Below are 13283 nucleotides of genomic sequence, written 5' to 3'. Positions count from 1 at the left end.
ATGAGCAATACCCGTCTTATTGCCCGGCTCGATATCAAGGGCCCGAACCTGATCAAGGGAGTACACCTTGAAGGCTTGCGTGTTATCGGCGATCCCGGTGAATACGCGAAGAAATACTACGAGCAGGGCGCGGACGAGCTGCTGTATATCGACATCGTCGCCAGCCTGTACGGGCGCAACAAGCTGACGGACATCATCCGCGCGGCCGCCAAGGATGTCTTCATTCCCATCACGGTGGGCGGTGGCATCCGCAGTGTCGAGGATGTCAGCGACCTGCTCGGCGCCGGTGCCGACAAGGTGGCGATCAACACCGCCGCGGTGCTCCGCCCCGAGCTGATCCATGAGGTTTCCCGGCGTTTCGGGTCGCAGTGCATGGTGCTGTCGATCGAGGCGAAACAGCAGTCCCCCGGCCACTGGGAGGTGTACACGGACACCGGGCGCGAAAGAAGCGGCATCGATGTCGTCGAGTGGGCGCGCAAGGGCGAGGCCTTGGGCGCCGGGGAAATCCTGGTGACGTCGATTGATCGCGAAGGTACTCGCCAGGGGTTCGATCTGGCGCTAACGCGGGCGATCACCGATGCTGTCGGCATTCCGGTCATCGCAAGCGGTGGCATGGGCAAGGCTGAGGACCTGGTCGCGGTGGTCAGGCAAAGCGGGGCGAACGCGGTGGCGATGGCGGATATCCTCCATTACGAGCGCGCGACCCTTGGGGAGTTGCGGCAAGCCGCGAAAGCCGGCGGAGTCCAGGTGCGTGCATATGAGCGCTGATGTTGTCGTCATCGATTACGGGGTGGGAAACCTGCTGAGCGTCAGCCGCGGCCTGGAGCATTGCGGCGCTTCTGTGCTGGTGTCAAACGACCCGGAAATCATCCTGGCCGCGCCGCGGATCGTACTGCCGGGTGTCGGTGCCTTTCGCGATGCCATGGCCGAGCTGCAACGCCGCAAACTGGATGACGTGGTGCGTGCTTTTGCCCGCCAGGGGAAACCCCTGCTGGGCATCTGCCTGGGCATGCAGCTGTTGCTCGACGAGAGTGAGGAATTCGGCGTGACCGCCGGCTTGGGACTGATTCCCGGGCGGGTGATTCCCATCCCGACCAGCACCAGCGACGGGCGCGCGCAGAAAGTGCCTCACATCGGCTGGAGCGAACTGTCCCTGCCGCCCGGCAGAAGCAGTTGGGACGGCACGCTGTTGCAGGGCATGGGCGCCAGCGAGGCGTTCTATTTCGTCCACTCCTTCATGGCCGCCCCGCAAGACCCCTCACACCGCGTGGCCGATTGCCAGTACGGCGGTGCCGCCGTGAGTGCGGTGATCGGGCGGGCGAATATTCATGGCTGCCAGTTTCATCCGGAAAAAAGCGGGACCGCCGGCCTGAAGGTGCTCAAGCATTTCCTGTCCCTATGAAGATACTCGCCCTCGTTCCCGCGCGCGGCGGCTCCAAGCGGCTTCCCGGCAAAAACACGCGGGCGTTACAGGGCAAGCCTCTGATCGAATGGAGCATCCAGGCCGCGCAGGGGATTCCCGAAATTGTCGACGTCGTGGTTTCCACGGACGATGAGGGAATTGGCGACATCGCCCGCAAAGCGGGCGCATCGGTGCCGTGGTTGCGGCCGGCGGCGTTGGCAACAGACGAGGCCTCGTCGGTGGACGTGGCCCTGCATGCGCTTGACTACTATGAAGGTCTGCATGGCCCCGTGGATGGCTTGCTGCTGTTGCAGCCGACCTCGCCCTTCCGCAGCCGGGAATCGGTATTGCGGGGGCTGGACATGTTCCGGGCGCATGCGTTCCGCTCGGTCGTCGGCGTATCGCCGGCAAGCACACATCCGCTGTGGTGTTTCCGGATCGACGGCGTGTCGATGAAGCCTTTTGTCGAGCGTAGCCAGGCGGATCTGCGTGCCCAGGCCTTGCCACCTGCCTACGCGCTCAACGGCGCGTTCTACCTTATTTCTCCCGCCGAGCTGCGGGCATCGCGCTCTTTCTGCAATGAAGGAACGGTGCCCCTGGTCATGGATTCGCCCATGGAAGGCGTCGACATCGACACGGAAACGGATTGGCAGTGGGCCGAGTATCTGCTTGGCCTTGCGCTGCCAAAGTAATGCCATGCCGGCATGGCTTTTCCTACCGGGCGGCTCGCCTGTCCCCGCCACCGGCGCTCATGACCACAGCCCTTCGATGACATGAATACAGAAAAGATTCCCGGCCGACTGGCCGTCGTGTTGCTGGTCCTCCTGTTCCTCTATGCCACGACCTACCAGTTGCCGTTCACGGCCGCCATCGATTGGGTCCAGGCAACCGACGTCTACTCTTACCTGCACATCTCGCAATCCGCACCCGGGCTTCCCGCGGAACGTATTGCCTACCACTTCTCGCAGCGGTGGATTCCGCATTACCTGGTGGGCATCGTTTCGGTTTTGTTCTCCGTCGATCTTGGCATGGTCTACACGCTGGCGGCGTTTTTCGTGACCTTCGCCATTGCATGGGTATCCTTCGGCGTCTTGCGGCGAAGTACGCCGCACGCCGGATTCGCATGCCTGCTCTTCCTCATCGTTTCGTTGTCGGCGTTCTCGTACCGGCTGATCATCTTTGTGCCGGGCCTTCTCATCGACCTGGTCTGCGTGCTTGGCCTGGCAATCACCCTGAGTGGCCTGATCGATCGCAAGATCGGCTGGATCCTGTTTGGCATGGTGGTTGCCACCCTGGGCAAGCAGCTGTCGCTGCTGCTCTTGCCCGGCGTGTTGCTCTACACCCTGGCCGTCTTCGGCCGTGCGCAGGGTAAGCGGGCGGCATTGGTGAAGTGTTTCTGGATCGGCGCCGTCACCATAGGCACCTATGCCTTGTTGATCGCGACGTCGGCACATTTTGCGTATCCGAATTCAATTACACGCACGGTCCTGTTTGCCCTTTTCCCCTGGCTGGTATCGGCTCAATTTTCCGTCCCTCGGTTAGCGGAGCATGTTTCCCGTGTCCTGGTGCCGTTGCTCCCTTTCATCGGCATGCTCGCGCTGGCATGTTGGAGGCGGATCACGGCCAGGGAGATGATGCGGCGTTTGGTGGTGCCCGAGAATGCCGCCCTGATTCTGATGGTATTGGGGCCGATGGCGTATGCCTTCCTTCCCGGCCCGCAGGTACAGATGGGCAATCAAAGCCGCTATGTCGCCCTCAGCATGCTTCCGATGGCTCTGCTGACCTTGCGCTGCCTGCCCGATGTCCGGCTCGATTTGTCCTGGGGCGACTATCTCTGGCTGGGCGTCGTCCTGTGCGGCATTTCGTATCACCACCGCTACACCGCCGTGCAGGCAACGCCCGGTATATTCATTGCCGTGCACCTTTTGAGCCTGCTGTGTTTGCTGGGCTGGTTTGCCTGGAAACTTCAGGCGGAGGGAAGGGCTCCCTTGTCCGCGGCTCAGGAAGCCTGACCGGGCTCGATCGAAAAGGGGCGCCCCAACAGCCGGATCGCCCCAAGCAGGGCGCGACCCCTGGCTGTGAGAAGCAGGCCACCATCCTGCGCCACGACCAATCCGCTACCCTGCATCATCTCCAGGCGTGTCAGCAGGCCGTCTTCCGCATTGAAGGCGGTATCGAAGGCCGCAAGCTCGAGCGAGCCTTGCGGCGCCGCGTGAAGGTAGGCCAGCATTTTCAGCGTGACCGAGTTCAGCAGGTTGATCAACACCATCAGGTAGAACAGCCAGGCCGCCGCAAACAGATACAGCTCCACCAGGTCGAGCCGAAGCGCCGAGAGTTGATAAGCCAGGAGCGCCAATGTGGCGGCGCCGCCCAGCACCACCCCCTTGGGCATGAAGCGCGCGCCTCCCGTCACGCGGCAGAGCAGTACATGCAGCATGAGGGTGACGGCAAAGAGCAGGGCGACCGTCTGCAGGACGTGCAAGAGGCTCATAGACGCTTCAAGCCGTAGATTGCCAGCACCCACGCGCCGACGGCATGGACACGCCGGCCGAGCCGGGTGATCGAATAGACCGCCGCCTGCTCCCGGGCAAATCCCAGGTGGACCATCTGCCCGAGCCTGCTGTCCCTCAGGTCCTGGATACCGACGCCACCGGCTTGCATGCGCGATTCCAGGCTTTGCGGCGTAACGGGCTGCTGCTCCGATTCCAGCGTCTGCATGGCGGCCATGATGCCCACCGAGATGCTCTTCCGGCAAATGCCGATCAGGGCGAAAACAAACACGTAGTGCAGGGAAAAGTAGATGAATGCGCCCGTCGCAATGCCCAACAGGGCGTGATGGTCGATGCCGGCGCCGGCCAGCGCGGCCACGATCGTGACGCAGAGGTAGGCAAGGAAAATTCGCGAGTGGACGCGGTTCACCCGTGTGTAGCTGTCGGTGCCGGCGGCCGTCTTGTCGATAACGATATAAACCAGGAACGCCGCAAAAAAGGCGATGGCGCCGTAGATGCTGATATTTTCGATATCGCTCGAATAACTGGGGAAGGGAAACATGCGGGATCCAATAGCCGAAATTGAAACGGTGTCCATAGCTGGTTCCGTCCGGCGCAGGGGGCGTACAGAGGAATTGCTACTTCGGGCGCATGTTAAACTACGAAGGTTTTATCCGCCAATCTTTCCATGGGTACCGCGATGGGTTCGAGTATTCGCCGATCAGTGATGTCACCTGCGTTTGAAACACCTCTTTGTGCGCGCCTCAGGCGGCTGGAACTGACATGAAAGCCGTTATTCTGGCCGGCGGGCTTGGAACACGCATCTCCGAAGAGACCGCCCTCAAGCCCAAACCGATGATCGATATCGGCGGCAAGCCCATCCTCTGGCATATCCTGAAAATCTACTCCCATTTCGGGATCAACGATTTCATCATCTGCTGCGGCTACAAGGGTTATGTCATCAAGGAGTACTTCGCCAACTACTTCCTGCACAGCTCGGATGTCACCTTCGACCTGCAGCGCAACGAAATGGAAGTGCACCACCGCTATGCCGAGCCCTGGCGTGTCACGCTGGTGGACACCGGTGAGGAAACCATGACCGGCGGACGCCTGAAGCGCATCGCCCGCTTCGTTGAGGGCGAGGAAGCATTCTGTTTTACCTATGGCGACGGCGTCAGCAATGTCAATATTGCCCAATTAATCGCCTTTCATCGCGAGCACCAGCGGCTGGCCACCCTGACGGCCGTGTTCCCGCCGGGCAGGTTCGGCGCGCTGAATATCGCGCCCGACCACAACGTCATGTCTTTCAAGGAAAAGCCCAAGGGCGACGGCGGCATGATCAATGGCGGCTTCTTCGTTCTTTCCCCCAAGGTCATAGACCTGATTGCCGGGGACCAGACCAGCTGGGAGCGCGAGCCGCTGGAGATGCTGGCCGCCTCCGCGCAACTGAAGGCCTATCCGCACGAAGGTTTCTGGCAGCCGATGGACACGCTGCGCGACAAGAATCATCTCGATGAATTGTGGGCATCGGGCAAGGCGCCGTGGAAGGTCTGGGGATGAATCCCGGGTTCTGGAAGGGTAAAAAGGTCTTGCTGACCGGCCACACCGGCTTCAAGGGCGCGTGGCTGGCGTTGTGGCTGCAGCGCCTGGGCGCCGTCGTCAGTGGCTATGCGCTGGCACCGCCCAGCTCGCCCAGCCTGTTCGAGCTTGCCGACGTGCGCAGTGGGATGCACTCGCTGGTCGGCGATGTCCGCGATGCCGCCGCTCTGGCGGAGGCCGTCGCCAACGCCGCGCCGGAAATCGTGATCCACATGGCCGCGCAGTCGCTGGTGCGTGTTTCCTACGACGCGCCCGTCGATACCTATGCCGTGAATGTCATGGGCACGGTGCACCTGCTCGAGGCCGTGCGCCAGACGGCCGGCGTCAAGGCGGTTGTGGTGGTGACGACCGACAAGTGTTACGAAAACAGGGAGTGGGCCTGGGGCTACCGTGAAAACGAAGCCATGGGCGGCTACGACCCCTACAGCAGCAGCAAGGGTTGCGCCGAGCTGGTGAGCGCGGCCTACCGGTCCTCCTACTTCAATCCCGATGCCTATGCCGCGCACGGCGTGGCCGTGGCCACCGCACGGGCCGGGAATGTGATCGGCGGAGGCGACTGGGCGCAGGACAGGCTGGTGCCGGATATCCTCGCCGCATTTGCCGGCGGCAAGGCAGTGCAGATACGGCACCCGAATGCGATACGCCCGTGGCAGCACGTGCTGGAGCCGCTATGTGGTTATCTCACCCTGGCGGAGCGCTTGTACACGCAAGGGCCCGCGTACGCGGAAGCCTGGAATTTCGGGCCGAACGATGCCGACGCCCGGCCGGTCAGCTGGGTGGCCGACGAGCTGGCGAAGGCGTGGGGCGGCGGTGCCGGATGGCAGCCCGTCGAAGGCGTGAACCCGCACGAGGCACACTATCTCAAGCTTGACATCTCCAAGGCGCGCAGCCGGCTGGATTGGCATCCGCAGTTGTCGCTCCCCCGGGCCTTGGCGCTGGTGGTGGAGTGGGCAAGGGGTCAGCAAGGCGGCGCGGATGCGCGCGCCCTGACATTGGAACAGATTGCCGCGTATCAATCGCAGGCGCAAAATTGAACAGCATGCAAAACGCAAGAACAGAATCCATACGTGAAGAGATCGCCAGGCTGGTCGACGAGTACGCCTCGATCACGTTCGCGCCCCAGCCCTTCCTTCCGGGCGCCACCGCTGTGCCCCCGTCGGGCAAGTTGCTGGGCGCGGGGGAGCTGAAGAACATGGTGGCCGCCTCGCTGGATGGATGGCTGACCACGGGCCGCTTCAATGCCGAGTTCGAAAAAAAACTGGCCGCGTTCATCGGCATCAAGCACCTGATTACCGTGAACTCCGGGTCTTCGGCGAACCTCGTGGCCTTCAGCACGCTGACCTCCCCCAAACTCGGCGACCGGGCAATCCAGCCCGGCGATGAAGTGATAGGCGTCGCCGCCGGATTCCCCACCACCGTCAATCCGATACTGCAGTTCGGCGCGGTGCCGGTTTTTGTGGATGTCGACCGCCTGACCCACAATATCGACGCGAGCAAGATAGAGGCCGCCATCTCGCCGAAAACCAAGGCCATCATGCTGGCGCATTCGCTCGGCAACCCGTTCAATCTCGACGTGGTCACCGAGCTGTGCAAGCGGCACAATCTTTGGCTGATCGAGGACTGCTGCGATGCGCTGGGTTCGACCTATCGCGGCCAGATGGTCGGTACCTTTGGCGACATCGGAACCCTGAGTTTCTATCCCGCCCACCACATCACCATGGGCGAGGGCGGCGCGGTGTTCACCCGGCACGACGAACTCAAAACCATCGCCGAAAGCTTTCGCGACTGGGGCCGGGATTGTTACTGCCCTCCGGGCAAGGACAACACCTGCGGCAAGCGGTTCTGCTGGAAGCTGGGCGACCTGCCTGAGGGGTACGACCACAAGTACACCTACAGCCACCTGGGGTACAACCTCAAGATCACCGATATGCAGGCCGCGTGCGGACTGGCGCAGCTCGAGAAGGCGCCTGCCTTCATCCAGGCGCGCAAAACGAACTTCGCGTTCCTGCACCAGCGCCTGCAGGATTGCCAGGAGTTCCTGTCCCTGCCGGTGGCGACCGAGCACTCCGACCCGTCCTGGTTCGGCTTCCCCATCACACTCACGGACGAGAGCCCGGTGAGTCGCCTCGACCTGCTGACCTACCTTGATCAGAACAAGGTCGGCACCCGGCTTCTGTTCGCCGGCAACCTGACGCGCCAGCCCTATATGGCGAATGCGAAGTACCGCGTCAGCGGCGACCTCACCAACACGGACAACGTGATGAACAACACATTCTGGATCGGCGTCCAGCCCAGCCTGGGCGAGGAGATGCTCGACTTCGCGGCGCGGAAGATAGAAACCTTCCTGGGCGTCAACTTTTGAACCATGTGACCAGCCCGCAAGAGAACATGGCCATGGACTGCAAAAACTTGCGCAAGACTGTCCTGGACATGGCCTATGCGGGCGCCACCGTGCATATCGGTTGCGCGTTCTCCATCATCGAGTTGCTGGCGGTCCTGTACCGCGATCACCTGCGCTATCCCGGCAACGCGCCCGACGCGGCCGGCCGCGACTACCTGGTCCTGAGCAAGGGGCATGGCGTCATGGCGCAGTACGCCTGCATGTACGAAAAAGGCTGGCTCCAGCAAGAGGCCATCGCCACCTACTTTTCCGACGGCAGCGACTTGAAGGGTTTGTCCGACTCGCGCATTCCAGGCCTGGAGGTCACGTCCGGCTCGCTAGGCCACGGCTTTTCCGTTGGCGTGGGCCTGGCCCTGGGCGCACAGCTCAACGGCACCGGGCAGAAGACCTACGCCATCGTGGGCGATGGCGAATTGAACGAAGGGCCGATCTGGGAGGGCGCCATGTTTGCCGCCCACCATGAGTTGAACAACTTCATGGTGATGGTGGACGAGAACGGCCTCCAGGCCATGGGTGCCACCGACGACGTGATTCGCCTGGGCTCCATCAAGGACAAGTTCCTGAGCTTCGGTTTCGATGCGCTTGAGGTCGATGGCCATGACGAAGCGGCGATCGACGCGGCGATCCGGCAACTCTGGTCGGATCCGTCGCGCCGGCCCAAGGCACTTATAGCCCGGACGGTGAAAGGCAAGGGCGTCAGCTTCATGGAGAACAACAACATCTGGCATTACACGCGGCTCGATGCCGAGACGTATGCCCTGGCCGTCGAAGAAGTGGTGCGGGGCGAATCATGAGAGCGGCGTTCAGCGAAACACTGGTCAGCCTGGCCAAGGCCGACCCGCGCATACTGCTGCTGACCGGTGATCATGGCTATGCCTTGTTCGACAGCTTTCGCAAGGCGTGCCCGCAGCAATACATCAATGCGGGGATCGCCGAGCAGAATATGGTAGGCGTCGCCGCGGGTCTGGCGCGCAGCGGTTTTCATCCCTTTGTGTATGGCCTGAGCGCCTTCATTCCGATACGCGTTGTCGAGCAGATCAAGCTCGATGTGGCGCACGACAATCTCCCTGTGGTGTTTATCGGCGACGGTGCCGGCTTCGTCTACAGCCATCTGGGGACCAGCCACCAGGCGACCGAAGACATCGCGTGCACCAGGTCCATCCCGAACCTCTCGATTTTTTCGCCGGCGGACCGCTTTGAAGTGCCGGTCTGCATGCGTTGGGCCCACGCCTCGAGATCGCCGGTGTATCTCCGCCTTGGCAAGTCCGACCGCGGCGACGTGCATGCGGCGACGCCGGGCATGGACGTGGGCGGCGTCTTTCCCGTCGTCACCGGCGGTCCATTCGCCGAGGTGGCATTGATCGCCACCGGCTCGATGGTCAGCACCGCGAAGAAAATCGCCGCGGATCGTTTTCCCGGCGCCTCGGTCTGGAGCGTGCCCAGCATCAAGCCCATCGATTCGCGGCAGGTCGCCGATATCTGCCGCCGGCATCGTGCGGTGGTCGTTCTGGAAGAGCATTCGGTCCTGGGCGGCCTGGGGGCGGCCATTGCGGAAATCGCCGGTGAATCCGCGCCCGTCCGGATACTGCGGATCGGAACGTCGGATCGCTTTTCGCACCATTGCGGCAGCTACGAATACCTCCTGCGCGAGCACGGGCTCGACCAGGCGGCGATTGAGGTGCGCATGGCCGCCTTCCTTGAGCAGGCCGACTGATGCGCATTGCCATCCTGGGCGCAACCAGCGAGGTCGCAAGAGATCTGGTCGCCCTCCTGCTCGAAACCGGTGGGGATGAGCTCTTCCTCTACGCGCGAAGGCCGGATGCCGTCCAGGCGTGGCTGGCGCCCCGCGATCTCCCTGCCCCGGCCGCGAATGCATCCCTGGATGCATTCCCCGGCGACCAGGCCTTCGATGCCATCATCAACTTCGTGGGCGTCGGAGATCCGGCCAAGGCGCTGGCGCTGGGCTCATCCATTCTCGACGTGACGCAGGCTTATGACGACATGGCGCTGCGCTATCTGAGGAAACATCCGGCCTGCCGGTATATTTTCCTGAGCAGCGGTGCCGTCTATGGCGGCGACTTCGCGGCGCCGGTCACGGGTGAGGAGCCTGCGCAAGTGGCTATCAATCGCCTGTGCCCCGGCGACTGGTACGGCGTGGCCAAGCTTCACGCCGAATGCCGCCATCGCGCCAGGCCGGAAGAGGCCATAATCGACCTGCGCGTCTTCAGCTACTTCAGCCATACTCAGGATATGTCGGCGAGCTACCTGATGGCGGATGCGATACGCGCCATCAAAAGCGGTACGCTGTTGACGGCATCGGGCAACAATATCATGCGCGACTATCTTCATCCGGCCGATTTCATGCAACTGGTCAAGGCGGTGCTGAAAGCGCCGCCGGGCAATGCGGCCGTCGATTGCTACAGCCAGGCTCCGGTAGACAAGCTTTCCCTGTTCGCGGCATTGCAGGAGCGTTTCGGATTGCAGTACAGGATGGCCGCGGACACGCCGGCTTCCGGGCGCGGCGGAAAAATCAACTATTACTCGAAAAGCCGGGCCGCCGAAGGATACGGATATCGCCCCGCTTTCGGCTCGCTGGATTGCATACTCGGAGAGTCCGAAAAAATTCTCAACGGACGCGCGACATGAAAAAACTCATCAGTATTGTGACCCCCGCCTTCAATGAAGAGGGCAATATCGAAGAGCTGATCTCGCGGGTGAGGACGGTCTTCGAGTCCCAGCTTCCCGAGTACGACTACGAGCATATCGTGATCGACAACGCCTCTGGCGACCAGACCGCAGCCATCGTGAAGCGGCTCTGCGCGGCGGACAAGCGCATCAAGCTGATCGTCAACTCACGAAATTTCGGCCATATCCGCTCACCCGTCCATGCCATGAAGCAAGCCAGGGGCGATGCCGTCTTTTCGCTTGTTGCCGACCTCCAGGATCCACCTGAATTGATTGCCGAGTTCGTGCGCATATGGGAGAAGGGCGAACACCAGATGGTGCTGGGCATCAAAAAAACGAGCGCCGAATCGCCAGTCTTCTTCTTTGTGCGGAAGATGTATTACGCGCTCGTCACCAAGCTCTCGGAAGTGCAGCTGGTCAAGAACTTCACGGGCTTTGGGCTCTACGACCGGCGCGTGATCGACGCGATCCGCTCGATCGACGATGCGTATCCCTACTGGCGCGGACTGATCTGCGAAGTCGGTTTCTCCAAGTACCTGTACCCCTACAACCAGCCGGTGCGATCGCGCGGCATTACCAAGAACAATTTCTACACCTTGTACGACATCGGCATGCTCGGGATCACCACGCATTCCAAGCTGCCGCTTCGGATATGCACCATTTTTGGTTTCATGGCATCGCTCCTGAGCCTGCTGATCGCGGTGATGTATCTGATCGTCAAGATCCTTCACTGGGACGAAATGAGCCTGGGGATTGCCCCGCTCGTCATTGGCATGTTCTTCTTCGGGTCCATTCAACTGATGGTCATCGGATTCCTCGGCGAGTATGTGGGCAACATCCATACCCAGGCATTGAAGCGGCCGCTGGTCGTCGAGCTTGAACGGGTAAATTTCGAATGAGACGGCGGCGCTTGCGACGGTCGTGGCAACGATGAACAAGCCGCTGCCGCGCTGGATTGCGTACATTCCGCACGCGGCGATTGCCGCCTTTTTCCTGGTGTGCTTCCTCCTGTTCCAGGGGGACCTGCGGAAGGTCGATCTCCGGGCATTGCCCCAAGCCTACGGGGTGTATGCCTGCGTACTCGCGCTCGCGTTCACCGGCTACGTCGTCCGCGCGGTGCGTTGGCGCATGTACCTGCAGCAGCTGGGTTACGACTTTCCACTGCTTTTCGGCGTGCTGACCTATATCGCCGGGTTTGCGTACACGCTTGCCCCGGGCAAGGTGGGCGAGTTGATGAAGGCGACCTACTATCACCGCTACGGGATTCCATTGAGCGCCGTGGCGGCTGCATTCTTCGTCGAACGCCTCGTCGACCTCGGCGTTGTTGTCTGTCTGGCACTGGTGTTCCTGGGCTTTCAGGCCAAGGGTTACGGCACCTTGCTGGCGATAGCCGGCCTGTGCGTGCCGGTGGTTGTCCTCGCGATTGCCATGCTCGATGCGGAGCAGTTGCGCAGGATAGTCCGGGTCCCCTTCGTCCGCAAGCCGCGCCTGGACGCCATCGGGGATGCAATCTTGAATGCGACGCTGTCGGCGAAGCAGCTCCTGACATTGCGCGGGCTGACCGGCGGTCTGCTGCTGGGCGCTCTCGCCTGGGGCGCGGAATGCACGACGCTTTTTGTTTTGGCACAGATCGTCCCGCAGACCTCCATAGGCTTCGGAGATTCGATCGGGATATACGCTTCCGCCATCGTCGTCGGTGCGCTTTCATTTCTGCCGGGCGGACTGGGCACCACCGAGGTCTTGCTGGTGGCGTTGCTGGTTGGCTACGGGTTCGCGATGCCCGATGCGCTTTTGCTCACGCTCGTATGCCGGTTGTTGACCCTCTGGTTCGCGGTCGGGCTGGGCTGGGCTGCAGTCGGACTGTTGCGGGTTTCGCGGCAGGGAGCCGCGCAATGACGCTGGCAGCGCGCGACATTGCGGGCTCCGCCTGTGGGTTGCCCAAGGTTTCGGTGGTGACCGTCGTCTTCAACGGGGAGATGCACCTCGAGACCACCATTCTCAGCGTGCTGGACCAGGATTATCCGCACCTCGAATACATCGTCATAGACGGTGGTTCCACCGACGGCACCCTGGACATCGTCAGGAAGTATACGCAGAGAATTTCCTGCTGGCGCAGCGAGAAGGATCAGGGTATCTACGATGCCATGAACAAGGGACTGCGGCTGGCGACCGGTGCATGGATCAATTTCATGAACGCCGGGGACGCGTTTCATTCCGCGGACACGCTGACCAGAGTTTTCTCTGTGCCGACCGGAGGCAATACGGTGATTTATGGCGGTGTGGAAATCAGGTATCCGGATTTCAAGCGGATCGAGCAACCCGGCAGGCCGGCCAGGCTCTGGCAGGGCATGCAGTTCTCGCACCAGTCTGCGTTTGCGGAGGTCGGCTACCACCGTGAGCATCCATTCAATGCCGCGAACCGGATTGCCGCCGACCTGGAATTTTTCTACCAGGCCTACCGTGCGGGCGCCGGTTTTCTGAAGACGGAGCAGATTGTCTCGAGCGTGTTGACCGGAGGCCTTTCGGAAGGCAACCGCGTCAGGACCATATTGGCGTCCCGGGATGCCGTGTGCCAGGGGCGCGCGCGCCCCTTGATCCGTCTTTACTTCTGGGGGCGTGTCATCAGTTCGATGTTCAGGTCGGCGATGAAGCGGCTCCTGCCGGCTTCGCTCGTCAAGAAGCTGATAATGCTCAAGTGATTGATGCC

15 protein-coding genes are annotated in these 13283 nt (G+C 61.8%); 13 read left to right on the top strand and 2 right to left on the bottom strand.

Going from position 1 to position 13283, the window contains the following annotated elements; all coding sequences use genetic code 11:
* From hisF to ACLV8F_RS03085, 4 genes are all read left to right on the top strand, one after another.
* Positions 1 to 768, top strand: coding sequence for an imidazole glycerol phosphate synthase subunit HisF (gene hisF / locus ACLV8F_RS03100; RefSeq protein ID WP_411882779.1), 768 nt, complete (start codon positions 1 to 3; stop codon positions 766 to 768).
* Positions 758 to 1402, top strand: coding sequence for an imidazole glycerol phosphate synthase subunit HisH (gene hisH, locus ACLV8F_RS03095; protein ID WP_411882778.1), 645 nt, complete (start codon positions 758 to 760; stop codon positions 1400 to 1402). The genes hisF and hisH overlap by 11 nt, the downstream gene beginning before the upstream one ends.
* On the top strand, positions 1399 to 2094 hold the full coding sequence (locus ACLV8F_RS03090) for a cytidylyltransferase domain-containing protein (RefSeq protein ID WP_411882777.1): 696 nt from the start codon (positions 1399 to 1401) through the stop codon (positions 2092 to 2094). Before hisH ends, ACLV8F_RS03090 begins: the two co-directional genes overlap by 4 nt.
* Positions 2095 to 2175: 81 nt before the next feature.
* Positions 2176 to 3414 (top strand): hypothetical protein, encoded by a 1239-nt coding sequence (locus ACLV8F_RS03085; protein ID WP_411882776.1) that lies wholly within the window; start codon positions 2176 to 2178, stop codon positions 3412 to 3414.
* Here the strand turns inward: ACLV8F_RS03085 and ACLV8F_RS03080 are convergent.
* Together ACLV8F_RS03080 and ACLV8F_RS03075 are read right to left on the bottom strand one after the other, a co-directional pair.
* A complete protein-coding gene (locus ACLV8F_RS03080; RefSeq protein ID WP_411882775.1) occupies positions 3402 to 3893 on the bottom strand; it encodes a hypothetical protein in 492 nt (163 codons plus the stop codon). The genes ACLV8F_RS03085 and ACLV8F_RS03080 overlap by 13 nt on opposite strands.
* Entirely contained in the window at positions 3890 to 4489 is a 600-nt protein-coding gene (locus tag ACLV8F_RS03075; RefSeq protein ID WP_411882774.1) for a hypothetical protein, read from the bottom strand. Before ACLV8F_RS03075 ends, ACLV8F_RS03080 begins: the two co-directional genes overlap by 4 nt.
* A 185-nt stretch (positions 4490 to 4674) precedes the next feature.
* Here ACLV8F_RS03075 and rfbF point away from each other — a divergent pair, with 185 nt between their 5' ends.
* The 9 genes from rfbF to ACLV8F_RS03030 are packed head-to-tail and all read left to right on the top strand — an operon-like array spanning position 4675 to position 13275.
* Positions 4675 to 5451 carry a glucose-1-phosphate cytidylyltransferase gene (rfbF, locus tag ACLV8F_RS03070; protein ID WP_411882773.1) on the top strand — a complete coding sequence of 259 codons (777 nt, stop codon included), beginning with the start codon at positions 4675 to 4677 and terminating at the stop codon, positions 5449 to 5451.
* Positions 5448 to 6524, top strand: coding sequence for a CDP-glucose 4,6-dehydratase (gene rfbG, locus ACLV8F_RS03065; RefSeq protein ID WP_411882772.1), 1077 nt, complete (start codon positions 5448 to 5450; stop codon positions 6522 to 6524). Before rfbF ends, rfbG begins: the two co-directional genes overlap by 4 nt.
* A gap of 5 nt (positions 6525 to 6529) precedes the next feature.
* On the top strand, positions 6530 to 7852 hold the full coding sequence (rfbH, locus tag ACLV8F_RS03060; protein ID WP_411882771.1) for a lipopolysaccharide biosynthesis protein RfbH: 1323 nt from the start codon (positions 6530 to 6532) through the stop codon (positions 7850 to 7852).
* Between the two features lie 32 nt (positions 7853 to 7884).
* Positions 7885 to 8685 (top strand): transketolase, encoded by an 801-nt coding sequence (locus ACLV8F_RS03055; RefSeq protein WP_411882770.1) that lies wholly within the window; start codon positions 7885 to 7887, stop codon positions 8683 to 8685.
* Complete coding sequence (locus ACLV8F_RS03050; protein WP_411882769.1) at positions 8682 to 9605, top strand: transketolase family protein; 924 nt, start codon at positions 8682 to 8684, stop codon at positions 9603 to 9605. The genes ACLV8F_RS03055 and ACLV8F_RS03050 overlap by 4 nt, the downstream gene beginning before the upstream one ends.
* Positions 9605 to 10537: an NAD-dependent epimerase/dehydratase family protein gene (locus ACLV8F_RS03045; protein ID WP_411882768.1), complete on the top strand. Its 933-nt coding sequence runs from the start codon at positions 9605 to 9607 to the stop codon at positions 10535 to 10537. Before ACLV8F_RS03050 ends, ACLV8F_RS03045 begins: the two co-directional genes overlap by 1 nt.
* Complete coding sequence (locus tag ACLV8F_RS03040) at positions 10534 to 11475, top strand: glycosyltransferase family 2 protein (protein WP_411882767.1); 942 nt, start codon at positions 10534 to 10536, stop codon at positions 11473 to 11475. The genes ACLV8F_RS03045 and ACLV8F_RS03040 overlap by 4 nt, the downstream gene beginning before the upstream one ends.
* 31 nt (positions 11476 to 11506) lie before the next feature.
* Positions 11507 to 12472 carry a lysylphosphatidylglycerol synthase transmembrane domain-containing protein gene (locus tag ACLV8F_RS03035; RefSeq protein WP_411882766.1) on the top strand — a complete coding sequence of 322 codons (966 nt, stop codon included), beginning with the start codon at positions 11507 to 11509 and terminating at the stop codon, positions 12470 to 12472.
* Positions 12469 to 13275: a glycosyltransferase family 2 protein gene (locus ACLV8F_RS03030; protein WP_411882765.1), complete on the top strand. Its 807-nt coding sequence runs from the start codon at positions 12469 to 12471 to the stop codon at positions 13273 to 13275. Before ACLV8F_RS03035 ends, ACLV8F_RS03030 begins: the two co-directional genes overlap by 4 nt.
* The last annotated feature ends 8 nt before the right edge of the window (positions 13276 to 13283 follow it).

Origin of the sequence: Polaromonas sp. YR568 (assembly GCF_943369675.1) — a bacterium.
Lineage (GTDB): Bacteria > Pseudomonadota > Gammaproteobacteria > Burkholderiales > Burkholderiaceae_C > Polaromonas.
The sequence above is the reverse complement of the archived record's forward strand: the minus strand, read 5'-3'. Positions and strand labels throughout refer to the sequence as shown.

Coding starts and splice junctions, on each gene's coding strand:
- hisF (WP_411882779.1), top strand. CDS start 1: ATGAGCAATACCCGTCTTATTGCCCGGCTCGATATCAAGGGCCCGAAC.
- hisH (WP_411882778.1), top strand. CDS start 758: ATGAGCGCTGATGTTGTCGTCATCGATTACGGGGTGGGAAACCTGCTG.
- ACLV8F_RS03090 (WP_411882777.1), top strand. CDS start 1,399: ATGAAGATACTCGCCCTCGTTCCCGCGCGCGGCGGCTCCAAGCGGCTT.
- ACLV8F_RS03085 (WP_411882776.1), top strand. CDS start 2,176: ATGAATACAGAAAAGATTCCCGGCCGACTGGCCGTCGTGTTGCTGGTC.
- ACLV8F_RS03080 (WP_411882775.1), bottom strand. CDS start 3,893: ATGAGCCTCTTGCACGTCCTGCAGACGGTCGCCCTGCTCTTTGCCGTC.
- ACLV8F_RS03075 (WP_411882774.1), bottom strand. CDS start 4,489: ATGGACACCGTTTCAATTTCGGCTATTGGATCCCGCATGTTTCCCTTC.
- rfbF (WP_411882773.1), top strand. CDS start 4,675: ATGAAAGCCGTTATTCTGGCCGGCGGGCTTGGAACACGCATCTCCGAA.
- rfbG (WP_411882772.1), top strand. CDS start 5,448: ATGAATCCCGGGTTCTGGAAGGGTAAAAAGGTCTTGCTGACCGGCCAC.
- rfbH (WP_411882771.1), top strand. CDS start 6,530: ATGCAAAACGCAAGAACAGAATCCATACGTGAAGAGATCGCCAGGCTG.
- ACLV8F_RS03055 (WP_411882770.1), top strand. CDS start 7,885: ATGGACTGCAAAAACTTGCGCAAGACTGTCCTGGACATGGCCTATGCG.
- ACLV8F_RS03050 (WP_411882769.1), top strand. CDS start 8,682: ATGAGAGCGGCGTTCAGCGAAACACTGGTCAGCCTGGCCAAGGCCGAC.
- ACLV8F_RS03045 (WP_411882768.1), top strand. CDS start 9,605: ATGCGCATTGCCATCCTGGGCGCAACCAGCGAGGTCGCAAGAGATCTG.
- ACLV8F_RS03040 (WP_411882767.1), top strand. CDS start 10,534: ATGAAAAAACTCATCAGTATTGTGACCCCCGCCTTCAATGAAGAGGGC.
- ACLV8F_RS03035 (WP_411882766.1), top strand. CDS start 11,507: ATGAACAAGCCGCTGCCGCGCTGGATTGCGTACATTCCGCACGCGGCG.
- ACLV8F_RS03030 (WP_411882765.1), top strand. CDS start 12,469: ATGACGCTGGCAGCGCGCGACATTGCGGGCTCCGCCTGTGGGTTGCCC.